The 25,633-nt window shown below is 61.3% G+C and carries 21 protein-coding genes; 5 read left to right on the top strand and 16 right to left on the bottom strand.

Annotated elements, in window-relative coordinates; genetic code table 11:
• Positions 1-11: 11 nt before the first annotated feature.
• From ACWHTU_RS07280 to bamA, 11 genes are all read right to left on the bottom strand, one after another.
• Positions 12-1,454: a 3-deoxy-D-manno-octulosonic acid transferase gene (locus ACWHTU_RS07280; protein WP_447862815.1), complete on the bottom strand. Its 1,443-nt coding sequence runs from the start codon at positions 1,452-1,454 to the stop codon at positions 12-14.
• A 109-nt stretch (positions 1,455-1,563) separates the two neighbouring features.
• Entirely contained in the window at positions 1,564-2,145 is a 582-nt protein-coding gene (locus tag ACWHTU_RS07275) for a lysophospholipid acyltransferase family protein (protein WP_447862813.1), read from the bottom strand.
• Between the two features lie 83 nt (positions 2,146-2,228).
• The gene (msbA, locus tag ACWHTU_RS07270) at positions 2,229-3,956 is read right to left on the bottom strand and encodes a lipid A export permease/ATP-binding protein MsbA (RefSeq protein WP_447862811.1); all 1,728 of its coding nucleotides are present in this window, start codon (positions 3,954-3,956) and stop codon (positions 2,229-2,231) included.
• Positions 3,953-5,083, bottom strand: a complete 1,131-nt coding sequence (lpxB, locus tag ACWHTU_RS07265) for a lipid-A-disaccharide synthase (RefSeq protein ID WP_447862810.1) — start codon at positions 5,081-5,083, stop codon at positions 3,953-3,955. The genes msbA and lpxB overlap by 4 nt, the downstream gene beginning before the upstream one ends.
• Positions 5,084-5,113: 30 nt before the next feature.
• Positions 5,114-6,112, bottom strand: coding sequence for a Gfo/Idh/MocA family protein (locus tag ACWHTU_RS07260; protein ID WP_447862808.1), 999 nt, complete (start codon positions 6,110-6,112; stop codon positions 5,114-5,116).
• 53 nt (positions 6,113-6,165) lie between these two features.
• Positions 6,166-7,002: an LpxI family protein gene (locus tag ACWHTU_RS07255; protein ID WP_447862806.1), complete on the bottom strand. Its 837-nt coding sequence runs from the start codon at positions 7,000-7,002 to the stop codon at positions 6,166-6,168.
• Between the two features lie 30 nt (positions 7,003-7,032).
• Complete coding sequence (gene lpxA, locus ACWHTU_RS07250) at positions 7,033-7,842, bottom strand: acyl-ACP--UDP-N-acetylglucosamine O-acyltransferase (RefSeq protein WP_447862805.1); 810 nt, start codon at positions 7,840-7,842, stop codon at positions 7,033-7,035.
• A gap of 54 nt (positions 7,843-7,896) precedes the next feature.
• Entirely contained in the window at positions 7,897-8,373 is a 477-nt protein-coding gene (fabZ, locus tag ACWHTU_RS07245; protein ID WP_447862804.1) for a 3-hydroxyacyl-ACP dehydratase FabZ, read from the bottom strand.
• Positions 8,374-8,507: 134 nt separating this feature from the next.
• The gene (locus ACWHTU_RS07240) at positions 8,508-9,050 is read right to left on the bottom strand and encodes an OmpH family outer membrane protein (RefSeq protein WP_447862802.1); all 543 of its coding nucleotides are present in this window, start codon (positions 9,048-9,050) and stop codon (positions 8,508-8,510) included.
• A gap of 162 nt (positions 9,051-9,212) precedes the next feature.
• Complete coding sequence (locus ACWHTU_RS07235) at positions 9,213-9,809, bottom strand: OmpH family outer membrane protein (RefSeq protein WP_447862800.1); 597 nt, start codon at positions 9,807-9,809, stop codon at positions 9,213-9,215.
• 24 nt (positions 9,810-9,833) lie between these two features.
• A complete protein-coding gene (gene bamA, locus ACWHTU_RS07230) occupies positions 9,834-12,164 on the bottom strand; it encodes an outer membrane protein assembly factor BamA (RefSeq protein WP_447862798.1) in 2,331 nt (776 codons plus the stop codon).
• A gap of 315 nt (positions 12,165-12,479) precedes the next feature.
• Here bamA and galU point away from each other — a divergent pair, with 315 nt between their 5' ends.
• From galU to ACWHTU_RS07205, 5 genes are all read left to right on the top strand, one after another.
• Positions 12,480-13,373, top strand: a complete 894-nt coding sequence (gene galU / locus ACWHTU_RS07225) for a UTP--glucose-1-phosphate uridylyltransferase GalU (RefSeq protein ID WP_447862796.1) — start codon at positions 12,480-12,482, stop codon at positions 13,371-13,373.
• A 138-nt stretch (positions 13,374-13,511) separates the two neighbouring features.
• Positions 13,512-16,010 carry an endopeptidase La gene (gene lon / locus ACWHTU_RS07220; protein WP_447862794.1) on the top strand — a complete coding sequence of 833 codons (2,499 nt, stop codon included), beginning with the start codon at positions 13,512-13,514 and terminating at the stop codon, positions 16,008-16,010.
• A 1-nt stretch (position 16,011) separates the two neighbouring features.
• Positions 16,012-17,064: a thiamine-phosphate kinase gene (thiL, locus tag ACWHTU_RS07215; protein ID WP_447862792.1), complete on the top strand. Its 1,053-nt coding sequence runs from the start codon at positions 16,012-16,014 to the stop codon at positions 17,062-17,064.
• A gap of 9 nt (positions 17,065-17,073) precedes the next feature.
• Positions 17,074-17,568, top strand: a complete 495-nt coding sequence (locus ACWHTU_RS07210; RefSeq protein WP_447862790.1) for a DUF2062 domain-containing protein — start codon at positions 17,074-17,076, stop codon at positions 17,566-17,568.
• 20 nt (positions 17,569-17,588) lie between these two features.
• On the top strand, positions 17,589-19,013 hold the full coding sequence (locus ACWHTU_RS07205) for an HD domain-containing protein (RefSeq protein ID WP_447862788.1): 1,425 nt from the start codon (positions 17,589-17,591) through the stop codon (positions 19,011-19,013).
• A 1,078-nt stretch (positions 19,014-20,091) separates the two neighbouring features.
• Here ACWHTU_RS07205 and ACWHTU_RS07200 read toward each other — a convergent pair.
• The 5 genes from ACWHTU_RS07200 to dop form a co-directional block, all read right to left on the bottom strand.
• Positions 20,092-21,081 carry a M23 family metallopeptidase gene (locus ACWHTU_RS07200; protein ID WP_447862786.1) on the bottom strand — a complete coding sequence of 330 codons (990 nt, stop codon included), beginning with the start codon at positions 21,079-21,081 and terminating at the stop codon, positions 20,092-20,094.
• Positions 21,078-22,454: a Pup--protein ligase gene (gene pafA, locus ACWHTU_RS07195; RefSeq protein WP_447862785.1), complete on the bottom strand. Its 1,377-nt coding sequence runs from the start codon at positions 22,452-22,454 to the stop codon at positions 21,078-21,080. The genes ACWHTU_RS07200 and pafA overlap by 4 nt, the downstream gene beginning before the upstream one ends.
• A gap of 95 nt (positions 22,455-22,549) precedes the next feature.
• Positions 22,550-23,236, bottom strand: a complete 687-nt coding sequence (gene prcA / locus ACWHTU_RS07190; RefSeq protein ID WP_447862783.1) for a proteasome subunit alpha — start codon at positions 23,234-23,236, stop codon at positions 22,550-22,552.
• A 2-nt stretch (positions 23,237-23,238) separates the two neighbouring features.
• The gene (prcB, locus tag ACWHTU_RS07185) at positions 23,239-24,063 is read right to left on the bottom strand and encodes a proteasome subunit beta (RefSeq protein ID WP_447862781.1); all 825 of its coding nucleotides are present in this window, start codon (positions 24,061-24,063) and stop codon (positions 23,239-23,241) included.
• 70 nt (positions 24,064-24,133) lie between these two features.
• A complete protein-coding gene (gene dop, locus ACWHTU_RS07180; RefSeq protein WP_447862779.1) occupies positions 24,134-25,633 on the bottom strand; it encodes a depupylase/deamidase Dop in 1,500 nt (499 codons plus the stop codon).

Genomic DNA, 25,633 nt, shown 5'->3' with positions numbered 1-25,633 from the left:
CCCCTCGGCCTTCACAGCGACACCCCAACTTGCTTCTCTGCCGAACTTGGCACCTCGACCTTCGAATGTTCTTTTTCTTCGTCGAGCACGCTTGCGATCAGCTCGAGGCTGCGATCCAGGGCCCCGCGATTGACGAGCACCGCGCGCTGCGCCGCTTCCCCCATACGCGCCAGACCCGTTCGGTCATCGAGCCGAGCGGCCAGCTCGGCGGCGAGTTGTTCCCCGTCGCGCACCTGTCTTCCTCCACCCGCCTGCACCAGCAGGTCCGCTACTTCCTGGCAGTGATCGGTATAGGGACCGAACCACACCGGCCTCCCCCAAACGGCCGGCTCCAGGAGATTGTGTCCGCCCACTGGAACCAACGTGCCGCCGACAAACGTTAGGGTGGCCCACCGATAGAGACTTGCCAGTTCTCCGCGCGTATCCAATAGGATCACACGCGGTCCGGTCATGGTGGTAGCGGATGCGCTCGTCGGATCGGCGCTGAGCCGGCTTCTCTTTACGACCGCCAAGCCCTTGGCGCGAATCATCGCCTCCACCTGCGATGCCCGCTCGATGTGGCGCGGCGCCAACAGAAGCACAAGCGAAGGGAAACGGCGAACCAACGTCTGATAGCAGGCGATAAGCTGTTCTTCCTCGCCGGGATGGGTGCTCCCAGCCACGAACAGGTCTTCTTCCTGCGCCAAGCGCAAGACCTCGCGGGAGAGAGGACCGGTCGTTGCCACCTCCGGCAAGGGCTGGTCGAATTTGATGTTGCCGGTGCGGCGCACCCGGGCCGGATCGGCTCCCAGGGCGACAATCCGTTCGGCATCCCGGTCAGACTGCATGAGACAGAGGGTGACGGATTCGAGCACCTGACGATACAGCGGCCGGACGAAGCCCATTCGTTGGCGCGCGAACGAGCGGGAGGACACTCGGCCGTTGACGAGCACCGTCGGCACGCCGCGCCGCCGGAGCGTCCGCAGAAGATTCGGCCACAGTTCGGTTTCGACGAACAGATACAGACGCGGATCGAGGCGATTCACAAAGGCGGACACCGCCCAGGGGAAATCGAGCGGGGCGTAGCAATGCTCGGCGGTCCCCGCCAGGCGGTGCTCCACCGCTTCGCGTCCCGTCTCAGTGACGGTGGACACCACAAACCGATGCGCCGGATAGCGGCGGGCCAACGCGCGCACGAGCGGCACGGCCGCCGTCACCTCGCCCAACGACACAGCGTGGAGCCAAATGACCGGTTTGTGTGGTTCATCTGGTTTGTTTGGTGTGTTTTGTCCCCAACCAGATAAACGAGACAAACCGGATAAACCCAGCCTCTCCAACAATCCTCGCCGGCATCGCTTCTTGCCGAGCAGCATCAGCAGGATCACCGGAGAGGCCAGACTCAGGAGGACGTTGTAGAGGAGGTACCACATGAACGTGAGGCCAATAGCGAGCAGCAACGAGCAGCTTGCAGCCAATGGCTCCGTGCTATTCGCTGCTCACCGTTGGCCGTTGGCTATTCTTTCATGACCGCTTCATCCGCGTCCGCGGTGAGTCGGTTCAGCGCGGCCTCCAGTTCGGCGCGTTTCACTTCCAGGTCGGCGTCGGTTGCATCGGCCGCCACCCAGATGGGCTCCCCCCATCGAAAGAGCCCTCGTCCGAACGGAAGCGGCACTTCGAACCGATCCCAGCTCGCGAAGACTTTTTTTTTGAGCAGCTAAAGGTCACCGGCACGATCGGCAGCCCCGTGGCTTTGGCCAGTTGCACCACGCCGAGCTTGGCGACGTACCTCGGCCCCTTCGGCCCGTCCGGCGTGACGGCGAGATCAGCGCCCGAGCGCCCCGCTCGGATCAATTCGCGCAAGGCCGCCGCGCCGCCTCTTGTGCTGGAGCCCCTCACCGCCCGGATGCCGAGCCGTTCCGCGATTCTCGCGATCAGCTCGCCGTCGCGATGTTGGCTGATGAGCGCATACGCGCCGCCGCCTCGATAGGCCAAGGGCATCAGCAGTTGGCGGTTGTGCCAGAACGCGAAAACGACGCGGTGCCCTTCCCGATGCAGGTTCTCGACGATCTCGGCTCTCTCGTACCGGATGCTGATCAGAACGCCCAGCGTTCGGATCAGCCAAGCGCCAATCGGGGGCAGGCACGTGAGTTTGAGCCATGTCAACATACCGCTACGCGTGACGCGTGATGCGCGACGGGGCATCTCTCTGGGGAGACTCTTCAACCCCGCCACTCGTCACGTGTCGCCTGTCACGTGTCCTGGAATTGCATCGCATGGAGTCGTTTGTAGAATCCGTTTTGGCGGAGCAGCGTCTCGTGCGAGCCGATCTCGACGATCCGGCCCCGATCCAACACTACGATCCGATCCGCATTTTGAATCGTCGAGAGCCGGTGCGCGATCACCAAGGTCGTGCGATGCCTCATCAGGTTGGAGAGCGCCATCTGGACCACGCGTTCCGACTCCGTATCGAGCGCCGACGTGGCTTCGTCCAGAATCAGAATCGCGGGATCGCGCAAGATCGCCCGCGCGATCGCCAACCGCTGGCGCTCGCCTCCCGACAGCTTGACGCCGCGTTCGCCGATCAGCGTGTCATACCCGGAAGGCAGCCGCTCGATGAAGTCATGCGCATAGGCCAGCTTAGCGGCTCGCACGATCTCCTCCCTTGGAGCTCCCGGCCGGCCGTAGGCGATGTTCTGGGCGACCGTGTCGTCGAACAGCACCACGTCCTGCGAGACGATGCCAATGTGGGCGCGCAGCGACCTGAGCGTGCACTCCCGGATGTCCGTCCCATCGATCAGAATCCGGCCCTCGGTCGGCTCGTAAAAGCGAGGAACCAGACTCACAAGCGTGGTTTTGCCGCTGCCGCTGCCGCCGACGAAGGCGACCGTTTCGCCGGCCCGGACGGTGAGGTTGATGCCAGACAGCGCGTCCATGCCGTGCCGCTCGTAACGGAACGTCACGCCCTGAAATTCCAACGCGCGCGTGAGGGGAACCAGCTCGATCCGTCCGCGGTCCCGATCCTGTTCGGTTTCCAGATCCAGTACGTCGAACACGCGGTCGGCTGCAGCGAGCGCCTGTTGGATGGTATTGTTCGCTCCCGACAGCCTGCGGATTGGGGTATAGGCCATGAACATTGCCGCGAGAAACGAGAAGAACGCCCCGGGCGTCATGGCGTCGTGAATCACCAGATAGCCCCCGTACCACACGATGCCAGCCACGCCGACGACGCCGATGACTTCCATGTGCGAGGACCCGAGGGACGACACCTGGATCGCCTTCATCGTCGTCTGCAGAAAGGCTTTGTTGCTGGCTTTGAAGCGCAGCGTTTCGGCTTCCTCCCGCCCGAACGCCTTCACCATGCGGATTCCCGCCAAAGATTCCTGCAGCAACGAGGCCATATCGCCGATCCGCTCCTGCCCTCTGGTCGCCAGATGGCGCAGCCGCCGCCCCATGCGGATCATCGTGTAGGCCGACAAGGGGATAACGACGATCGAGAGGACGGCGAGTTGCCAATTCTGATAAAAAATCACCCCCAGCATCGCGAGAAAGGTCAGGCCCTGCTGGAAGAGATCCTTCAGCACACCCGCCACCGCATTGGCCATCAGGTTGACGTCGTTGATGACGCGCGACACAAGCCGTCCCGAGGTGTTGGCGTCGTGAAACCCGACGGGCAGGCGGAGCAGTTGTCCGAACAGCGCTTGGCGGATGTCCGTGATGACCCGATTGCCCACATAGTTCATGAGATAGTTCTGCCCGTAACTGAAGACGCCTTTCAACACAGCCACGGCCAGAATGGCGAGCGGCAGAACGATCAGCAACGTTTCGTCCTTGTTGATGAAAATGCCATCCAGGACTGGCCGCACCAGCCAGGCGTACGCGCCGGACAGTGCGGCCACCAGCGCGGCGCAGATGAACGCCGCCGCGAGCCGGACCCTATAGGGTTTCAAGTAACCGATCAGCCGGAAAAATTGCTTCATGCACGACACTCCGCCAGCACCACTTCGGCCGCCCGGCGCGACGCGCCCGGTTCGCCCAGCGACTGCCTGACCACGCGGAGCGCAGCCTTCATCTCGTGGTACGCGATCCTGTCGGTCAGCAGGCGGACCGCTTCCCGGTGCAGCCGCTCGGGCGTCGCCTCCTGCTGGATCAGCTCGGTCACGATCTTTCGTCCTGCAACGAGATTCACCAACCCGATGCAATCGACGCGGATCACGGCCCGCGCAATCCAATACGTCAGCCAGGGAACCCGATACAGGAGGATCATCGGCGCGCCGACCACCGCCGCCTGGAGGGTTGCCGTTCCGGAGGCGACGAACAACAGATCCGACGCCGCCATCACCTCGTTGGCTAGGTCACGCTGCACCCGCACGGTCACCGGCGCATCGGCTAAGAGCTCTTGAATCAGATTATCCTGGATCGAGGACGCCTGAGCCAGTAGAAACTCGACTCCCGGCCGTTCGGACGCCAGACGCCGGGCGGTCTCCAGCATCACCGGCAGCAGCGACCGGACTTCTCCTTCACGGCTTCCCGGCAGCAGCCCGATCACCGTTTCCGCCCGATCGACGCCGAACCGTTTGCGCAGCTCGGCCTGATCGAGGGCCGGTGTGACGGCATCCAGCAGCGGGTGCCCGACGAAGGTACAGCGGATGCCGGCCCGCCGATACAGCGGCTCTTCGAACGGCAGAATGACCACGACATGGTCCACCCGCCGCCGGATCCAGTTGATCCGCCGCGGCCGCCAAGCCCAGATCTGCGGCGCGATGTAGTACAACACCCGCCGCTTCGCCGCCTTCGCCACGCGCGCAAAATGCAGATTCAGGCCCGGGTTGTCGATCAATACGACGAGATCAAAGAGTTCTGTGCGGAGCATGCGTCGAACGGCCAGGATCCGCCGGAGCAGAACCGCAACGGCCGAGGGACCGATCAGGCCGATGATGTCGAGAGGCGGGACGCCAGGCACCAGCTCCACCCCGGCCGCCCGCATGGACGCCCCGCCGATACCCACAATCGACAGGCCGGGATCCAACGCTTTCAGCGCCCGAGCCAGATTGGCCCCGTGCAGGTCGCCGGAGGCCTCGCCGGTAATGATGAGAATGCGTGGCATGACCTTCAGCTGGTAGCCAACAGCGTGCAGCTAACCGTCGATTTCTCCCGAGATCCTGCCATTCGCTACCCGCTCTTCGCTCGTTGTGTGCCGTCGCACGAATTCTCCGATGGCCTCCAGGATCCGGTGGGCCAGCTCCAACGCCGCCGCTCCGTCCTCGCCGGACACAGCGGGACGACCGCCGGTCGACACGGCCTGCAGAAAGGCCTCGAGTTGCAGCTTGAGCGGCTCCTCGTCGGTCCCCTGGACATGTTCGATATCGAGCGTCGGCCGCTCGCCCGGCTTCACGCGACGCCGGCAGATCATCCCCTGGCGCGTGGAAAAATCGATCGAGACATAACTGTCACGCTGAAAGACCCGCAGACGCCGCATCCGGTTCAGCGACACCCGACTGGACGTCAAATTCGCCACGCACCCGCCGGCGAACACGATCCTGGCGTTGGCGATATCGATGTTGGGCGAGAGCACCGGCACGCCGGCGGCCCGGATCTCTTCCACCGGACCGAGCTGAAACGAGAGGACCAGGTCAAGATCATGGATCATCAGGTCCAGGACGACGTCGACATCCGTGCCCCGTTCGCCGAACGGACTCAAGCGGTGGCATTCGATGAACCCCGGCCGGCCGATCCGGGGCCGTACCGCCTGCATGACCGGATTGAACCGCTCGATATGGCCGACTTGCAGGAGGCAGCCGCGCTTCCGCGCCAGTTCCACGAGGTCGCGGGCCTCGCCGGGCGTGACGGCGATCGGTTTCTCAACGAGCACATGCCGGCCGGCTTCCAGGCAGGCCTTCGCGACGGCGTAATGCGCCGTCGTCGGCACGGCCACGCTGACCGCGTCCACTTCCTTAAGCAATTGTTCCTGATCGAAGAACACTCGCGCGCCGTAGCGCTCCGCGATCGAACGGGCTCGTTCCGGATTGGTGTCCATCACACCGACAAGTGTCGAGCCCGCCAGACCGGCGTAAAGGCGGGCATGGTGCTGGCCCAGGTGGCCGACTCCGATGACCCCGGTGCGAATTCGCTTCATGTCACCCGTCGCTCGTATCTCGTACCTCCTCTCTCGTGAGAGGAGCCCGCGCTTCACGCTTCACGCTTCACATCCTCTGCTACAACACCCACGATCGCGATGCCTGCTTGCTCAGCCTTGCGCAGCATCTCCTCCCGGTCCAGCAACACGCTCTTGCCCGCTTCCAGCGCGAGCACTGCTGCTTTCACCGATTCCATGACCTCGATCGTCCTGGGGCCGACCGCCGGCAGGTCGAAGCGGAGATCCTGCTGTGGCTTCGAGCGCTTGACCACCACCGCGCCCTCCTTGGCCAGTTCGCCTCCGCGACGGATGGCGCCGTCGGTCCCCTCGACCGCTTCAACCGCCACCACCACCCGGTCCTTCACAACGACGCATTGGCCGATGTCGAGGCGGCCGATCTCCCGCGCTACCTCCCAACCGTAGCGCACGTCTTCCCATTCCTTCCGGCTGGGCTTCCGGTCGGTCAGGGAACCTTCTTCGACCAGAATACCCTCCAGGCCGAAGGTCGATTCCCGGATCGTAATCCCTTCGCTTTCCAACTCGGCCGCGATGCCTCGCAGAATCTCGTCGTCCTTCCACCGCGCCAACCGAGTCGCCAACGCCAGCGCACGGAAATCCGGCCTCACCGCGGTGAAGACGTGCGTCTTGCTGATGCCGCCCAGCATGACCGCCTGCCGCACGCCGTCTCCCTTCAGCGCATTGATGAGCTTGTTGAACTGGCCGATCTTGATCCAATGGATCCGGTCTACGTGATTGGCCAACTCCGGATCCGTTTCGCCCTCGTGCGCCACGGCCGACACGGTGTAGCCCTGTTTCTTCGCGTTCTCCGCGAAGATGATCGGGAACCGGCCGTTGCCGGCGATCAATCCGATGCGTTCCCCGTTGCCCATGACGCTCCGTTCACCGACGCACCCGTTCCGCTATTCGTCCTCGTGCTCGTGCTCGACATCCACCGAACGGCAGATGCCGCGTTTGGTGCCCTCCATGAAGGCGACGACTTCCATCACGTCCTTGCTGTCCTTGAACTGCTCGCGGGCCAGCTTGATGGCTTCGGCCATTCGATGGCCGGTGCGGAACAGGAGGTCGTACGCACGCTTGAGGGTCGCGATGCGTTCGCTGGAAAACGCGTGACGTTTGAGCCCGATGTAATTGATACCGTACATCCGCGCCCGGTAGCCACCGGCCGCCCGCATGAACGGCGGGAGGTCCTGGCCCAGCGCCGAACAGCCGCCGACCATGGCGTAGGCGCCGATCCGCACGTATTGATGGATGCCGGACAGACCGCCGATGATGGCGTGATCCCCGATCGTGATGTGGCCGGCCAAGCTGGCGGCGTTCGCCAGGATCAAATGGTTGCCGAGATGGCAATCATGGGCGACATGCACGTAAGCCATCAGAAAATTGTGATGGCCGATCGACGTTAGGCCGCCGCCCTGGGCCGTCGCGCGATTGACCGTCACGTATTCGCGCAGGATATTGTCGTTCCCAATGACGACCCGGGTCGGCTCGCCCTTGTACTGCAGATGCTGCGGGGGACCGCCGATCGAAGCGAATGGATACAGCTCGCACCGCTCGCCGATCTCCGTCCACCCTTCCACGCACACATGCGACATCAGCCGCGTGCCACGCCCGATCTTAACGTGCTCGCCGACGACGCAAAACGGGCCCACCACGACATCCTCGGCCAGTTCGGCTTTGGGGTGGACAACTGCGGTCGGATGAATGTTCACTCGACTCCCTCCAATCAGCAACCAGCGAAAAGCCGGCAGCGAACATCTTCGAGCCTATTTGCTGCTCGCCGCTGGCTGCTCGCTGTGTTCGGTTTTTTCCTCCGTCACCATCGCAGTCAACTCCGCCTCGCAGACCAGGTCCGCTTCCACATAAGCCTTGGCCTGCATCTTCCAGAACGGCGGCCGCTTCTTGAGCACTTCGACCTCGAACCGCAATTGATCGCCAGGAATAACCGGTTTGCGGAACTTGGCGTGGTCCACCCCGGTCAAATACACCACCGGCCGCCCGGTCTGCGCCAAGGATTTGAAGGCCAGCACGCCGCCCACTTGGGCCATCGCTTCGAGAATGAGCACGCCGGGCATGACCGGACGGCTCGGGAAGTGCCCCTGGAAGAACTGCTCGTTGATCGTGACGTTTTTGATTCCGACGACCCGTCGGTCCAATTCCAACTCGCGAATCCGGTCAACCAGCAGAAACGGATACCGGTGCGGAAGCAAGGTCTGGATGTCCACGTTCTCCATCGCTGCCATCGGCACGCCTCCTGAGCTCGGTTCAAGAAAGTGTATTGGCCTATCGTGTTGGTGTTGGTGTTGGTGCGGAAGTATCTCGATCCGGCCAACCGCATAAATCGAACGAACCACATGAACCACACAAACCGGTGTTGCTACTGGTTCTGCCGGTCGAATTCCTTGATCACCTTGTCCGTCAAGTCGAGCCCCGGCTGATGATAGATGACGATTTTGATGCTGGCCTCGTTGCCCTTGTCCAGCACAGCGGCGTAGCCCTCCCGCTCCGCGACGGCCATCGCGGCCTTCTGGATTTTCTTCGAATATTCCTCGACCATCTCGCGCTGTTTCTCCTGCACCTCGCGATTGAACTCCTGCACGCGACGCTGATACGCTTCGAGCTTGGCTCGGAACTGTTCCTGCTTTTCCCGTCTGGCGGCGTCGCTGAGTGTATTGTTCGGATCTTGCAGGACTCGTTCGATCGACTTCAATTCTTGATCGTCGGAGTCGACGATCTTCTGGCGGGCGGCGGAGAAGCTCCGCAGTTTTTCCAGCGCCTGTTTCCCCGTTTTCGACCTTTCCATGACCACTTGCTGGTCGATCACCGCCACCTTGAACGATTCCGCCGCCGCCGAGCCTCCCATCCAGCTTTCCAGCAAGACCACGCCGACGATCATCGGCAGAAGAGTTCCCGACTTCATCCTGCACTCCTCAATCGATTCCGTTCCCGCTTGCTCACGCCCATGTGTCCTCGTTTCATTCTGAAGCTTAAGACTCGCGAGCAGCGAACAGTTACTAGCGAGTAGCGCAGAGTCTTGGGCTGTCGGCTGTTCACCTCCGGCTACCCACTACTTTCACACTTGCTACGGAAATTCCTTATTGAACTCCCGGATGACGCGATCCGAGATGTCGACGGACGCATCGCTGTACACCGTCGGCCCGCCTCGTCCCTTTTCAATCACCACCTGCAAGCCCAACTGCTTGGCGACCTTGGCCGTCACCGTCTCGATTTTCTCGCGGAACCCGTCTAGCACGTCCTTCTGCTTCTCCTGCACTTCCCTGTTCAGCTCGGCGGCTTTTTGCTGATATTCGGCCATGCGGCGCCGGAACTGCTCTTCACGTTCCCGCTTCGCCGCCGCGCTCAGCACGCTGGCCTGTTTGACGAAATCCTCTTCCATCCGTCGGAGTTCCTTTTCGTCGAGCTCGATGAGCGCCTGCCGGTTTTTCGCGAAGGTCTCGAGAGACTCCTTGGCTTTTTTGCCCGCGGAAGTCTCGTTCAGGATCCGCTGCGGATCGATGACCCCTATGCGGCCTTCCGGTTGCGTCCCCGCCGACGCGCAGCCGACAAGCGCCGCGAGCGCGACCGTCGGAACCGCGAGTCTCACAGCCCGGCGACAACGCGCCGGCACCGACCGCTGGCCGGAATCGTGGCCTTTCCGCCGAACTCTTTCCCTGGGCATGAAACTCCCCAACATGGACACGCGTCAGAACAGCGACCCGATGGTGAACTCAAACACGCCTTTCCGTTCAAACGGTTTCGGATCCAAGTTGATCCCGTACGCGGCCCGCAGCGGACCGAACGGCGAAATCCATCGGGCTTCAAACCCCGCCGCCGGCCGCAGATTGAACGAAAGCCGTTCGTCGTCGCCAAAGCCCTTGCCGTAATCGAAAAAAAACACACCGTTCAGCTTGGCCTCCGACGAGATCGGGAAAATGAAGTCCGTATTGAAAATGAGTTCCTTCGCTGCGCCCAGGAGAAATCCGTCCGACGTCACCGGCCCGGCGCGACCGAAATAAAATCCTCTCATGGTGTTGATGCCGCCGACGAAGAACCGTTCAGTCAAGGGAATGGGTTTCCCCCCCAGCCCCTCGACGATGCCGAATCGCGCCCGCAGCGAAATCCGCGTGTCGAACGGCAGCGGGGTATATTTCAGGGTGTCCAAGGCGAACTTGTAAAAATTGTTGGTCCCTCCCAGATAGGGGGTGCCGATTGACACATCGACGCTGTGCCGCCAACCGGTCCGCGGATCCAAATAATAATCGCGCGTGTCGCGGGCTAGCCCGAAACGAAACCCCGTGGTGCTCTGAGTCCCAAACTGGTCCCGGATGAATTGCGGGATATTCGTCGTAAAGCCGAAGATGGACCCGGCGCTGGCGGTTCCCCCGAACGGGTTCAGTGTATTGACAAAGGTATTTGGATCAGCGTAGCGAATCATTTCGGCGACGGGGGTGAAATAGCCCGAGATGTATTCGGAAAACCATCGGCCGAACGTCGCCGAAACGCCGCGCTTCTCCTCGAAGAACGTGCCGTACAGCGTTTGGGTCGCGTAGATATCCAATTGCAGCGAGGTCAGCGAATCCTGGATGTAGGGATTCCGGAAACTGATCAGGCCAATGGAGCGAAGTTGTCCCAACTGGCCGCGGACCCGGCCGGTATATCCCCGGCCGCCGAGGTTTCCTTCGGTAATGTCGGCAATCAGCACGAACCGGTCCAAGGTGCTGAAGCCGCCGCCGATGCTGAACATACCGGTCGACTTCTCTTTCACCTTGACGTCCAGATCGACTTTGTCTGGCTCGACCTGTCGCGGCAGGATTTCGACAGTCTCGAAGTAGTTCAAATTGTTCAACCGCTGAAAGCTCCGCTTGATCGAGACGGTGTCAATCACGTCCTGTTCGTCGAGGCGCAACTCCCGCCGGATGACGTTGTCGCGGGTCTTGTCGTTGCCGGTGATATTGATCCGCCGGATCCGCATCATCTCCCCTTCCTTGATGTGGAAGAGAATCGTCGCGGTCTTCTCCTGGTTGTCGGGCGTCACTGACGGGGTGACTTCGGCGAACGCGTAGCCCTTCGCTCCGTATAGATCCGTGATCCGCGCGATTTCGTCTCGAATCTTCGCCCGTTGAAAAATTTCGCCGGGCGTGATTTTCAGTCCCACGCGCAACTCCGGATCCTCGAAGACGGTGTTGCCGCGGAACCCGATTTCCTTGACCGTGAACGGCTCGCCCTCGACGATCGCATAGGTGACCGTGAACCACTTCTTGTCCTCTGACAACTCGACGGTCGGCATGCCGATCTGGACGTTAAGATAGCCCTTGTTCAAATAGACCTCGCGGATGCGCTCGATATCGTTCGCGAGTTCCTCGCGCTTGAGAATGCCGGCATCCGACAAGAACGAGGGGAGCTTGAATTGCGTGAACAGACCGTACCACGGAACCCATTCACGGGTGGCCATGACCTTGAAGAGCTCGTCCTTCGACACGGCCCTCATGCCGTCGAAGATGACCGTCTTGATGCGGGCCTTTTCCCCCTCTTTGATAAAAAACGTCAGGCGCTTGCGGTCTTCGTCCAGCGTCTGAATGACGGGAATCACTTCGGCTTTATAGTAGCCATCCTCTTGGTAGGCCTGCCTGATCTTCTCCGCGCTTTCCTTGGCCTGTTGCTGATCCAAAAACGACTGACTCTTGATGGTGATCTTTTCGCGCAGCTTGTCTTCGCTCAGATTCTCGTTCCCGTCGAACACGATTTCCGTGATGAAGGGTTTCTCCCTGACCACGAAGACCACCAAGAACCCGCCCGGCACCGCCTCCGTCTCCACCTGAACATCTTCGAAAAACCCAGTCTCATACAGAATTCTGACCTGATTGCGGATTGCTTCCGGAGTATAGGGATCATCGACTTTCAGCGTAAGCCGACTGGTGATCGCCGCCGTTTCAATCCGCTTGTTGCCCCGCACCTCGATGGACTTGATCAGCGGCGTCACCTCCTGGGCCACTCCGCTGGCCGTAAAAAACAGGAGACAGAAGACCGCCGACACCAGAGCAACCGCGCTCCGCTGAGGTCGTCTCCTTTCGATCACCGGAGCCCTTCCCGATGATCCAGGTGCTCCGGCATCCACGCAACGCCCGCCGCCCGCCGAGCGGCTCCGCGGAGCTGAGCGCCGGACGCGTAGACGCGGGCGGCGAGCAAACTCCTGCGCTTCAAGCGTCCCGGCATCGACGTCAGACCTCAAAGGCGTTGAAAAACTTGTGAATTATATTGATCGATGCGCACAATGTAAAGAAATTTCCTGCAGGGGCGGCCTTGCGCGCTCGCCTTGACTTCCCGTACCCCATCACATACTATCGGCCGCATGTCCCATTCAGAGATTCGCAAAGCCGTCATCCCAGCCGCCGGCCTCGGCACGCGGTTCCTTCCGGCCACTAAAGCCTCCCCCAAAGAAATGCTACCGCTCGTCGATAAACCGCTCATTCAGTATGTCGTCGAGGAAGCGGTCGCCTCCGGCATTCAAGACATCATCGTGATCACCGGACGCGGCAAGCGCGCCATCGAAGACCACTTCGACCGGTCGTTCGAACTCGAAGAAAATCTGAAGGGGAGCGGCAAGGCGCAGGTGCTCAGCCAGATCCGCCGTATTTCCAACTTGGCGAACTTCTGTTATGTCCGCCAGTCTGAGGCGCTGGGCCTGGGCCACGCCGTACTGTGCGCGCAACACCTCATCGGCGACGAGCCCTTCGCCGTCATCCTTGGCGACGAGATCATCGACGCCCCGACGCCAGCGCTGGCTCAACTCATCCACGTCTTCAAGAAGCGGAAAGGCGCCGTTTTGGGCGTGCAGGCAGTGCCTCGGAGCGAGGTCAGCCGCTACGGCATCATCGCACCGCGTCGCCTGGCGCCCGGACTGCACCGGGTCGAGGACCTCGTGGAAAAGCCCGCGCCGGCCGACGCGCCGTCTCATTACGCGGTGATCGGACGCTATGTGTTGCCACCTGCGATCTTCCCCATCCTGCGCAAGACACAGCCGGGAAAGAACGGCGAGATCCAACTCACCGACGCGCTGCGCCAATTGGCCAAACAATCGCCCATGTTCGCTTACGAAGTGCAGGGGCAACGCCACGACGCCGGAGACAAACTGGGATTTCTCATTGCGACCGTCGAGTTCGCGCTCAAGAACCCGTCGCTCGGACCTCCGTTTTCCGACTACCTCAAACGGCTGCGACTCAACACCGGCGGGCCGCGTGCGTAAGGCAGGACATCTCCGGACGTTTCGCCGGGCGGTCCGGCGTCGGCTCCGGAACCGCGGCGAACCCCCGCGCGTCCGGCCAGGCGCGCATGGTATGATGCATCGGGCCGGGCGCGGACTTGACGATAAGGACAGCGTTTTATGAACGAACCAACCGAGCAGGATCTCCAGAATCCTCAGCACATCGACATTCCTGACCAGTTGCCGTTACTGCCGGTCCGGGACATCGTCGTCTTTCCGTACATGGTGCTGCCGCTGTTCGTCGGCCGCGAGATGTCCATCAAGGCCATCGAGGCCGCGTTGGCCGGCAACCGCATGATCTTCCTCGCCACGCAAAAAGCCCTCGACGTGGAGAATCCGAAACCGGACGACATCCACGGCGTCGGCACGGTCGGCATCATCATGCGCATGCTGAAACTGCCTGACGAGCGCATCAAGATTCTGGTCCAGGGCCTCGCCAAAGGCAGGGTCGAAGAGTACATCCAAACCGAGCCCTACTATTCGGTCCGCATCTCCAAAATCGCCGAAGCCAAGCCGCCGGCGCCGACCCTCGAAATCGAAGCGGTCATGCGCACGGTCAAAGAGCAGATCGAACGGATCGTAAGCCTGGGCAAAGTGCTCATCCCGGACGTTATGGTCGTCATCGAGAACCTCGAAGACCCGGGCCGCTTGGCGGACATGGTTGTCTCCAACCTCGGCCTCAAGGTGGACATCACCCAACGCGTCCTGGAGATCACAGACCCCATCCAACGGCTGCGGCAGGTGAGCGACATCCTGGCCCAGGAAATCGAGGTCCTGGCCATGCAGCAGAAGATCCAAGCCCAGGCCAAGGGCGAAATGGACAAGACCCAGCGCGAGTACTTCCTGCGCGAGCAGCTCAAGGCGATCCAGAAAGAACTGGGCGAACTGGATGAGCGGGCCGAGGAGATCGCGGAGTTCCGCAAGCGCATCAAAGACGCCAAGATGCCGGAGAAAGTGCTGAAGGAGTGCGAGAAGCAGTTGAAGCGGCTTGAAAAGATGCACCCGGACACGGCGGAATCGGCGACGGTGCGGACCTATCTCGAATGGATGGTCGAGTTGCCGTGGAGCAAAAAGTCCAAGGACAACCTCGACATCAAAGCGGCGGCCAAGGTCCTCAACGAGGATCATTACGACCTTGAGAAAGTCAAGGAGCGCATCCTCGAATACCTCGCCGTTCGCAAACTGAAAGACAAGATGAAGGGCCCCATCCTCTGCTTTGTCGGTCCCCCCGGCGTCGGCAAGACGTCGCTCGGGAAGTCCATCGCGCGGGCCCTGGGTCGCGAGTTCGTGCGGGTGAGCCTGGGTGGTGTACGGGACGAGGCGGAAATCCGCGGGCATCGGCGAACGTATGTCGGCGCGCTGCCCGGCCGGATCATCCAAGGCATCAAACAGGCAGGCACCAATAATCCGGTCTTCATGATGGACGAGGTCGACAAAGTCGGCATGGATTTCCGCGGGGATCCTTCCGCCGCCCTGCTCGAAGTGCTGGACCCGGAACAGAACCACGCTTTCACAGACCACTACCTGGGCGTCCCGTTCGACTTGAGCGAGGTGATGTTCATCACGACCGCGAACTTGATCGATCCCATCTTGCCGGCGTTGCGGGACCGGATGGAGATCATCGAGATTCCCGGCTACACTGAAGAGGAGAAGCTGGGCATCACGCAGAAGTACCTGATCCCCCGGCAACTGGCCGAGCACGGCATTACGGACAAGCACATCCGGATCGCCGAGCCGGCCATCCGCCAGATCATTTCCCATTACACCCGGGAGGCCGGCGTCCGGAATTTGGAGCGGGAGATCGCCAACGTCATGCGAAAGGTGGCGAAGAAGGTCGCCGAGGGCAAGGGCCAGTGCTACACGATCACGCCGGCCAACCTGCACAAGTACCTCGGCGTCCCGAAGTTCCTGCCGGAGTCTGAATTGGACAAAGATGAAGTCGGGGTAGCAACGGGACTGGCTTGGACCGAATCCGGCGGCGACGTGTTGTACATCGAGGCGACGGTAATGAAAGGAAAGGGTAACCTCACGCTGACCGGCCATCTCGGCGACGTCATGAAGGAATCAGCCCAGGCCGCGCTGAGCTACGTCCGCTCCCGCGAGAAATTGTTGGGCATCAATCCGGATGTCTTTTCCAAGAACGATCTTCACATCCACGTGCCGGCCGGCGCCATCCCCAAAGACGGGCCGTCAGCTGGCATCACCATGGCCACGGCGATCGCCTCCGCGCTGTCGAACATCCCTGCCCGCCGCGACGTCGCCATGACTGGAGAGATCACGTTGCGCGGGCGTGTGCTGCCGATCGGCGGGCTGAAGGAGAAAATTCTGGCCGCCAAGCGGGCCAAGCTCTCCACGGTTATCCTGCCCAAGCGCAACAAGAAGGACTTGGAAGAGATTCCCAAGCACTTGCTGAAGGGCATTCAGTTCATCTTCGCGGAGACGATGGACGATGTGATCAAGGCGGCGCTGCGCCGGGACCAGGCCGGCAAGGGGATCATGAACGCCAAGCCCGTCCAGCGGCGGGCCGGACGGGAGAAAGCCGACCGCGTGAAGACACCCCCCCGGGCGGCGCGTGCTGTCCGGCCCGCTTCGAGCGTCCCCGCCCCTGCGACACCTTGATATGCCCTCCGGCCCGTCGCGCCCACATGGTCCGCTCGCCGGTGAATTCGCGCTGATCCGCTCTCTGCGCCGACGCTTCGGCCAGACCGGGCCGTCCGTCCTGCGCGGGATCGGCGAAGACGCGGCCGTCATCCGGGTGCCGCCCGGATACCGGCTCCTCCTGACCACGGATCTCCTCGCCGAAGGTGTCCACTTCGATCTGACGACAACCGCCCTCGAAGACGTCGGATACCGGGCGGCCGTCGCTAATCTGAGCGATATCGCGGCGATGGGCGGCATCCCGCAGTATCTATTGGTCTCGCTCGCCATTCCGCCCAAGCGGACGGACGCCGAGATCGACCGGCTGTACCGAGGGCTCATGCAGCCCTGTCGCCGAAACGGCGTCCAGCTTGTCGGCGGCGACACCTCCGCTTCGCGGGACGGGTTGTTCGTCTGCATAACCTTGACTGGTGTCGGGCGCCCTGGCCGTCTTCTCACGCGAGCCGGGGCGCGGGCGGGCGACCTGATTTACGTCACGGGGACGATCGGCGATTCGCAGGCCGGCCTGACTCTGTTGCAGGCTGGCGACCGCTTTCCGGCTCCGCTGCTCGGCACAAAGGCCGACCGGGTTCGGCGGTTTCTGATCCGCCGCCACCTCCGTCCTTCGGCGCGCGTGCGGGAAGGCCGATTGCTCGCCGAACAACGCTTGGCCTCGGCGGCAATCGATCTCTCAGACGGTTTGTCCGGCGACCTCGTTCACTTGTGTGAGGAAAGCCGCGTCGGCGCGGCACTCGATCTCCGCGCCATTCCTGTATCGCGCGCATGCCGGTTGTATGCCGACGCCCGTGGCCTGGACCCGGTGGACGTGGCGTTGAGCGGCGGGGAGGATTATGAGTTACTCTTCACCGTGCCGCCGGCCAACCGCCGCAAGGTGGAACGTCTGGCGCAACGCGCGCGGTTTCGGGTGTCCTGCATCGGCGCGATCACTACCCGCCGTTCTGGGATCAGGGTCCAGCGAGCCGATGGTTCCTGGCAACCGCTGATCATCACGAGCTATGAACATTTTCGGTGCTGAGCCTCTTTCATGATTACCGCGCAGCTCTCGCGGATCCGATCGGTCCTCGATCAGGTTCTTCACTTGCACGAACCGCCCCAGCGTACGGCTCTGGCCTTCGCTTTGGGGGTCTTCATCGCCTTCTCGCCGACCTACGGGCTCCATACGGCAATGGTGCTGTTCTGCACCTGGGCGTTCCGGCTGAACTTTCTGGCGCTCTTTCTCGGCGCCGGCATCAACAACCCGTGGACGCTCGTGCCGATTTTGGGCGCCACCTACTGGACCGGCGCGGCCCTGCTCGGCCTGCCGGACAGCCCGTCATTCGATTGGAGCGATCTCAGCTTCATGTCGATCTACCGCCAGGTCATGCCGTACGCCGTCCCGTTCTTTCTGGGAGGGACCGTCTTGAGCGTATTGGGAGCCATGATCGGCTACCCGATCGCCTACTATGTCATCTTGAAACATCGCCGGACACGGGCACACCGGCGAGAAGAGCCGTTGTCCCGCAATCCCCAGGTCGGCTAAGATGAGCCGGAATCCTCACCATGAAATCCGCCGGTCGCTATCCCGCCAAGTTTCCCTATGACGGATCCGCGCTGATCGCCGATCCGATTCACGAGTACATCTCCTTCACCGTTCCCTACTCGACCCCGGATCCGGCCGAGCGAACCGAGAAGGACCTGATCGATTCTCCTTGGGTCCAGCGACTGCGGTACATCTATCAGCTGCAAAGCGCGCGGTGGGTCTACCCATCGGCCGAGCACAGCCGGTTCGTCCACTCGCTGGGCACCATGCATGTCGCCGGCCGGTTCGCTAAACACCTGTACCCGTTCCTGCGCGAGGTCGCTAAGGACACGCCGTCGGCCAACTATATCGAGGAACTGCTCCGTATCACGGCTCTGGTCCACGACATCGGTCACGGCCCGTTCTGCCACTTTTTTGACGACAACTTCCTGAAAGCCTTCCACCTGACTCACGAGAAACTAGGCCAGATCATCATCCGGGACTTCCTCGGACCGCTCATCCGCAAGATTCGGCGGAGTCCGTCCGGCCCGTTCGCCAAAGGTGAGGAACTGAACCCCGATCAGATCGCCCACCTGATTCTGAAGGACAAAGGCAAAGACTTCTCGCGGATGCCGCGGTGGCTGACTTGTCTGCAGCCAGTCATCTCCGGGAGCTACACCGCCGACAATCTGGACTACGTCCTCCGCGACTCGTACATGTGTGGGGTGGCGGTCGGGCCGGTTGACCTGACCCGGCTCATCCATTACACGATCATCACGGAGAAAGGCTTCACCATCCACAAGACCGGCCTGCCGGCGCTCCAGATGTTCCTGAACACGCGAATGTACCTCTACTCCAATGTGTACTACCACCGGACCACCAGGGCGATCGATATTCACTTGCGAGACATCTTCGGTGAGACGATGCGGTTAGTCTTTCCCGGCGATCCGCGCAAGCGGATGGAGGACTATCTGACCCTGACCGATTGGTCTTTGCTGGAAGAGGTGCGGGAGTGGAAGAAATCCCGGCAGGCGACACGCCGGCGGCTTGGAGAAGAGTGGGGGCGAATCCTTGGACGCGACGTGAAATGGAAAATGGCCTACAGCACGGTCCTCAAGGAGAAAGGGCAAGAGCGCGGCATGGATTTCCCCAGCCGCGAGCATTTCGAACGGCTGATCCAGAAAGAACTGCCGGTTGGGCTCCAGAAAATCCCGTTCCGGGTCGATATGGCGCCGCTGGACCCGAGACCAGACCCGAAAGACACACGCGGCCTTCCGCTGTATGTGTACGATCCCGGGACCCGCTCGGTGTCCACCGAACCGCTGGAAGAATTTCTCGATCTCCTGCCCACCCGCCTAGTGCAGTTCCGCATCTACACCCTCACCCACGAGTACGACGCGGCTCTCTCCCATGCCGCGGGCACGGTGCTGAACAAGGCGCCGTCGAGCATCGAGACGAACGTGTGACCCCGCAAAGGCGAGCCTAATCGGAGAGTGTGGCGGGGATCTCCAGCTTAGGAAACAAGAAGGCGAGTCCTGTCGCCAAACTAGCCGTGTACCCGTTCTTGGCTTCGTGCAACGGGTGAAAGCTCGCGCCCGCTCGCACCAGCCAGGCGGGTACCCGCAGGACCCGCGCTCCGCGCGGCCAGGTTCCCGAGTTTGGCGCCACCCGCCCGATAAGCGGGAATCCACGCCGAGCCTTCATGCAAGTCGCGATAAAGCCCCCACAGCCCGCCCAAGGAAGAGACTAATAGCTAACCTGTAAAAGGGACGCTTCCTGATACCGTGTCCTTCTACCTACACGGACCGACTTTGACCAGGAGCCGCACACTGAATAGACCGCGGGCTGATACCGGATTGATCGCAGGATTGGTAGTCTGACCCGACCAGCCAAGCAAGATGAACTATTGAACACGAGTTGGATGCTCCAGTAGAGTTGCCTGCCGCCAGGCTATGTAGGCCCCCACACTGCTGCACCGGTAGGCTGCACCAGCAGTTAACCCTAACCCCAAAACCGTGACGATACACCGGTGTGAACTGCCCACGAATGGCTTGGCGAACGGGGCGCCTCACTGCGCGCAACGCAAGGGCTTATCCAATCTCTCTTTCCGCCTTCTGAGCAGATGCCCCAACCCACGGCTGTCCCGTCTTCCGATACCGACGCCGACGTGGAAAAACTTCTGCCCGATTTACCGCCGATATCTTGGAACTCCATACCCGACTGAATCGAGCCTGACGAAGGCACTTCGTTTCCTGCAGATGGCGTACGGGTTGTTGAAGGAGAAACTCCAGCGGCACCCCAAAACCCACGGCTGCAATTGATGTTCTGGCATACTATCGGCCATTCCGCTTCTACCTCACAGGTGAGGCATCTACCTCCACGCTAGCGGGATTCTCCCAGTGGCCTCAATGCTCGCATCCGCATTAGGATTCGAGGGCAGAAAGGGGTCGGGAGTCTTTTTTGGTTAAAACCAGGTTCTTGCTGAAAAAAGACTCCCGACCCCTTTTCGACCCGCTTGGCGCTATTCTAGCCCTTTCTGATTTCTTATTCTCTTGCTGGAACGACTGTTGCGGCGGGCGTCGCTCCGGGAGCGCCGTGGCGGGGGAACGGGAGATCGAGGAGAGCGTAGGGATTGACCCGCGCGCCGTTGAGCTTGACGCCCCAATGGAGATGCGGCCCGGTGGCACGGCCGGTGGCACCGACTTTCCCAATGACTTGGCCGGCCCTCACCAGATCGCCGTCGCGCACGAGTACCTCCGAGAGATGGAAATACATGGAATACAGTCCCAGTCCATGATCGAGAAAGATGCCCTTGCCCGAAAAGAAATGATCGACCGTGAGTCGCACGACTCCGTCGTTGCTCGCCACAACCTCCGTGCCGAGCGGCGCACTGATATCCTCGCCGTTGTGCGGACTGCGCGGTTGTCCGTTGAGCACCCGCACGCTGCCAAATACTCCGGTCTTCGATCCCCGCACCGGCTCGATGAACGAAGTTCTCCACAGACGGAGACGGGACTCCTCGGTCAAAGCGGCCCGCACCTGTTCCTGCTCGGCCTTCCAACGGGCCAAGGCCTTTTCATCCAGATCCACCTTGTCTTTGGGCAACTTCAGATACTCGACCGGAAACGTTTCCTTGATGATCAGGACGTTGTAGCTCAAGCGCCGCGCCTGCTCGCCGGATCGAACCTCCACCGTCAGCTCATGCGTACCCGGTTCGTCCTGCATATCGATACCGAGCAGCGCCACATAACCGGGCGGCTCGTCGGCTTGCGGTTCCGGGAAGAACGGGATGTGGCGCCCGAGGAACTTTCCCTCCACCTCGGTGATCCCTTCCCCGGCAGGCACTTTCACCACGATGACCTGCCCTTGTTTCCCGCTGTACTGGCCGTCCGATCCCTTTTGCGGCGGGGGAGTGTTCGGCAGCAGCTCCACTGGAAACACGCTGGCCAGCAAAATGATCGCGGTCACAGCTATGCGATCGGCCCGCGACATCCCTTTCCCTTTCGCGTGTCCCAACGGCGCCGCGGTCGTCATCGGTAGAACCGCAATCCGGCGACTTGCGAGACCAGTTCTTCCACACGGCGGTTCACCGCGCTGAAGGGGTCCATGCAGAGGATCGTTTCTTCCCAGTAGCCGTTCAGCTTCAGATAGGTCCAGTCCACTGTGTAGGACCGGTTCTTGGCTCTGGCGAAGCGGATGAAATCCCCGCGCACCTTGGCCCTGGTCGTCTGCGGGGGCACGGACATGGCCCGCTGGACAGATTCCTCGTCCACTACCCGCTCGATCATGCCGCGCGATTCCATCAGATAGTACAACCCGCGCGTGCGCTTCACGTCGTGATACTGCAGGTCCATCAGAAACACGCGAGGATCGTCCCAGCCGCATCCCCGCTTCTCCACATAGGATTGAATGAGCAGCTTTTTGCTCACCCAATCCACCTCGCGGGTCAACTGCATCGGATCTTCTTCCAGCCGATCCAGCACATAGCCCCAGCGGGCCAGCACGTCGTCCATGGTCGCGTCGTGCGACTGCTCCTTCAGATAATCGTGCGCGCGCTCCCAATAGACTCGTTGAATTTCCACGGCGGTCATCTGCCGCCCGTCGTCCAGTTTGATCTTCCTCTTGAGCGTCGGATCGCGCGAGATTTCCCGGATCGCCTTGACCGGATCTTCCAGTTCCATGCCGCTCACCGCGTAGCCGTCCTCCACCATCGATAGCACCAACGCCGCGGTGCCCACCTTCAGGTAGGTCGTATATTCGGACATGTTGGAGTCCCCGACGATGATGTGCAACCGGCGATACTTTTCGGCGTCTGCGTGCGGCTCATCGCGCGTGTTGATGATGCTGCGCGACGATGTCGTCGAGGACGAGGTCTTCTCATGGATGTGCTGCGCGCGCTGGGAGATGAAGAATTGGGGCTTGCCGGACACCTTGAGCACCTTGCCGGCGCCCGAGTAGATCTGACGCGTGACGAAAAACGGGATTAACTGTTCGGTAACTTTCCAGAAATCGACATCTCGCCGCATGAGGTAGTTTTCATGGCAGCCGTAGGTGTTGCCGAGCGAGTCGGTGTTGTTCTTAAAGATGTAGATCTCCCCGGACAGACCCTCTTCTCTCAGCCGTTCCTCCGCCGCCGGAAGACAGGCTTCCAACAGCCGCTCCCCTGCCTTGTCGTGCACCACCAAATCCAGGATGTTGTCGCATTCGGGCGTGGAGTACTCCGGATGGCAGCCGGTGTCCTGGTAGAAACGGGCGCCGTTCACCAGAAAGGCGTTGGAGGGCCAACTGTTCGGAATGAGGCCCTCGAAGATGTAGCCGAGGACCTTTTCCATCGGAAGATAGATGCGCCCGTTTGGCGAAAAGATCAGCCCGTATTCATTTTCGAGGCCGAAAATGCGTTGTCTCATGGCCGCCGCCCCGTCGCTAAGCTCGCACACAGAATACACCGGCGATCGGCCTTCTTCAACTAGAAGGCGTTCATCAGCCCAGGCGGCCAGGCTCGTCAGTCGGAGAGCAGTTGGCGGATTTCGGACGACGGGATGCGGCGGAATTTGCGACCTTGACGGGTACGATCCAGCACGGCGACTTCCAGCCCTTCGGGCGCGAATTTCTGATTGGCTCCGTGTTCCAGCGCCGCGACGCACAACTTTAGGGCCGCCTTGAGCGCCGGCACCTGGGCGGGAAACCGATCTTTCAAGAAATTTTGCAGCGCCTCCGCCCGACCTCCGATGACGGCGTAGTTGCGCTCGTCGAAAATGCTGCCGTCGAACGAAATGCGATAGATTTCGTTCGGACCGCCGGCCGCACCGACCTGCACGACGAGGATTTCCACTTCCAACGGCTTCAACTCCTGGCTGAAAATCGTGCCCAAGCTCTGCGAATAGCCGTTGGCCAGGGAGCGGGCCGTGACGTCCTCCCGGCTGTACATGTAGCCCTTGAGGTCCGCGTGGCGAATGCCAGCCTTGCGGAGATTTTCGAACTCACTGTATTTGCCGGCGCCCGCGAAGGCGATGCTATCGTAGACTTCGGACACCTTGTGCAGGGATGCGCTCGGATTGTCGGCCGCCAACAGCACCCCGTCGACATATTCCATCGCGATGATCGACCGGCCCTTGGCGATCCCTTTCTTGGCATACTCCGCCTTGTCCTGCATCATTTGCTCGGGCGAGACGTAGTACGGCAGCGGCACGGCTACACTCCCTTTCCGCGATTCGCGATCAGGTCGTCGTATAGGCTCCGAATCCGTTGGTCCGGCACATCGGAGATGCCGGCGGCGCTGACGGTTTTGACCGTCGGGAAAATCCCACGGATGAGGTCCGGTCCACCGGTTCCCACATCTTCATCCGCCGCGTTGTACAGGGCCAGGAGCGCCAGCTTGATGGCCTCGTCCTCCGAGAGGTTCCTGCGAAAGTGCTCCCTCATCGTGTTGCGCGCGTCCTTGCCGCCCGAGCCGACGGCATGGTAGTCGGACTCCTCATATCGTCCGCCGGTAATGTCGTATTTGAAGATCCGCCCCTCCCCCCTGGCGACATCGTAGCCGGCGTAGAGCGGCATTACGACGAGCCCCTGAAACACCATCGGCAGGTTGGCCTTGACCATCTGCCCCAGTTTGTTGGCTTTGCCTTCGCACGAAAGGGGGACGCCCTCCAACTTTTCGTAATGTTCGAGCTCGGTCTGAAACAGCTTGGCCATTTCGATGCACGGACCGGCGGCGCCCGCGATGGCCATCGCACTGTACTCGTCGATCCGGAAGACTTTCTCAATGCGCCGATCCGCGATTTGAAATCCTTCAGTGGCCCGCCGATCACCAGCCATCACGACGCCCTCCCGGTACTTAAGCGCCAACACCGTCGTGCCCTGCGGGACAGGCAACGCGGAAGCCCCGCTCGACGGCTCGGGGGCGGGCACTGTTGAGCGACCAAGCCCGCGGACAGCGAAAGTGAACTCCGGCCGCTGTTTCATCAGCAGATCAAAGAAACTGGAGTTATCGTGTTCCGGGAAAAATGGCAGGTTCATCGCGGCGAACGACGTTCTCTCATGTCAGGCTCCGTCGGACGGAATCTGGGCGACAGTTTCGTCCGGATCATCACGCGGTCAACTTGATCAGGAGAGACTCCGCCGAGCCGCAGCTTTCCAGCAAGTCGTGCGTCAGAGACTCCGTGCCACGCAACGGATCCAGCAGCGGGACCTTTTTGATAGTCGTGTTGCCGACGTCGAAGAGGACCGACGTCCAACTCGCCCCGTAGACGGCCCTGGCATATTTGCTCACACAGCGCCCGCGGAAATAGGCTCTTGTCCCTGTCGGCGGGGTTGACTCCGCTTTGACGATCTCGCTCTCCGGCACTAGCCGATCAACCATATTGCTGCGCTCGAGGGCATAGTACAGACCCTTCTCCCGGCGGATGTCGTGATATTGGAGATCCATGAGACGCACACGGGGATCATCCCAACCACACCCCTTCCGTTCCATGTAGGATCGGATCATCTGCCGCTTGGCCACCCAATCCAGTTCACGGACCAGCAGCATGGGATCACGCTCCAGCTTATCCAGGACTTCTTCCCAGCGGACGAGGATGTCTTTGGTCACCTGGGACAACTCATGACAGGCGAAAAAGTCCATCGCCGCTTTCAGGTAGGTCCGTTGGATGCCGATCGCCGACGTCACCCGTCCATCCGCCAGCTTCAAAGATTCTTTCATGTCCAGATCGCGCGAGACTTGCTTGATGGCCAGAACCGGATCTTCGAGTTCCATCATCGGCAGCTCGGCTCCGCCTTCGAGCAGATCCAGCACGATCGCGGTGGTCCCGATCTTCAGATAGGTCGGCAGTTCGGCCATGTTGGCATCGCCGACGATGACATGCAGACGTCGATACTTGGCCGGATCAGCGTGCGGTTCGTCCCGGGTATTAATGATCGGGCGTTTGACCATCGTGTTGAGATCGACCAGGCATTCGAAGAAATCAGCCCGCTGAGAGATCTGATATTCCGTCGGCGCAGTCTGATTCTCGGCGCCGACCTTACCCGACCCCGCGAAGATTTGCCGAGTGACAAGAAACGGGGTCAGCACCCGGACGATCCGATCGAACGGCACCGACCGCGACAGCAGGTAGTTCTCATGGTACCCGTAGCTGTTGCCTTTGCCGTCCGAGTTGTTTTTATAGAGGACGAACGTCTCCTTGCCACGCGTCTGCGCCATTGTCCGCAGACATTGCTCCATGATGCGTTCGCCGACCCGTTCGAATGCGATCAGTTCCCTGGGGTTGACGCACTCGGGAGTGGAATATTCGGGATGCGCGCCGTCCACGTAGAGGCGGCCGCCGTTGGCGAGCACCTTGTTCAACTGACGGTTGTAGTCCGGACTGGGCCGTTCGCGCTCGCCCTCGACCTCAAATCCCCGAACGTCAAGCAGCGGATTCTCGTTCTCGTAATCCCAAATCGCCTGAGGCGCTGGAAGCGAGGGATAATGGCTAATCAGATGGAGAGAATTGGAAACGGGGTCGAGCGCGTCCGCATCCCTGGCGGCGATTCCAAACTCTGTTTCAGTACCCAGAACGCGCGGCAAAATCGTCTTTCCTGATCCCTGCAT

The sequence above is a fragment of the Nitrospira calida genome (assembly GCF_976986435.1).
Note: the sequence above shows the minus strand (reverse complement) of the source record. Positions and strands in the feature narration are given on the sequence as shown.

Coding starts and splice junctions, on each gene's coding strand:
- ACWHTU_RS07275 (WP_447862813.1), bottom strand. CDS start 2,145: ATGTTGACATGGCTCAAACTCACGTGCCTGCCCCCGATTGGCGCTTGG.
- prcB (WP_447862781.1), bottom strand. CDS start 24,063: ATGAACCTGCCATTTTTCCCGGAACACGATAACTCCAGTTTCTTTGAT.
- ACWHTU_RS07240 (WP_447862802.1), bottom strand. CDS start 9,050: ATGAAGTCGGGAACTCTTCTGCCGATGATCGTCGGCGTGGTCTTGCTG.
- msbA (WP_447862811.1), bottom strand. CDS start 3,956: ATGAAGCAATTTTTCCGGCTGATCGGTTACTTGAAACCCTATAGGGTC.
- galU (WP_447862796.1), top strand. CDS start 12,480: ATGTCCCATTCAGAGATTCGCAAAGCCGTCATCCCAGCCGCCGGCCTC.
- dop (WP_447862779.1), bottom strand. CDS start 25,633: ATGCAGGGATCAGGAAAGACGATTTTGCCGCGCGTTCTGGGTACTGAA.
- ACWHTU_RS07260 (WP_447862808.1), bottom strand. CDS start 6,112: ATGAAGCGAATTCGCACCGGGGTCATCGGAGTCGGCCACCTGGGCCAG.
- ACWHTU_RS07255 (WP_447862806.1), bottom strand. CDS start 7,002: ATGGGCAACGGGGAACGCATCGGATTGATCGCCGGCAACGGCCGGTTC.
- ACWHTU_RS07200 (WP_447862786.1), bottom strand. CDS start 21,081: ATGACGACCGCGGCGCCGTTGGGACACGCGAAAGGGAAAGGGATGTCG.
- ACWHTU_RS07210 (WP_447862790.1), top strand. CDS start 17,074: ATGATTACCGCGCAGCTCTCGCGGATCCGATCGGTCCTCGATCAGGTT.
- lpxB (WP_447862810.1), bottom strand. CDS start 5,083: ATGCCACGCATTCTCATCATTACCGGCGAGGCCTCCGGCGACCTGCAC.
- thiL (WP_447862792.1), top strand. CDS start 16,012: ATGCCCTCCGGCCCGTCGCGCCCACATGGTCCGCTCGCCGGTGAATTC.
- ACWHTU_RS07235 (WP_447862800.1), bottom strand. CDS start 9,809: ATGCCCAGGGAAAGAGTTCGGCGGAAAGGCCACGATTCCGGCCAGCGG.
- ACWHTU_RS07205 (WP_447862788.1), top strand. CDS start 17,589: ATGAAATCCGCCGGTCGCTATCCCGCCAAGTTTCCCTATGACGGATCC.
- lon (WP_447862794.1), top strand. CDS start 13,512: ATGAACGAACCAACCGAGCAGGATCTCCAGAATCCTCAGCACATCGAC.
- fabZ (WP_447862804.1), bottom strand. CDS start 8,373: ATGGCAGCGATGGAGAACGTGGACATCCAGACCTTGCTTCCGCACCGG.
- pafA (WP_447862785.1), bottom strand. CDS start 22,454: ATGAGACAACGCATTTTCGGCCTCGAAAATGAATACGGGCTGATCTTT.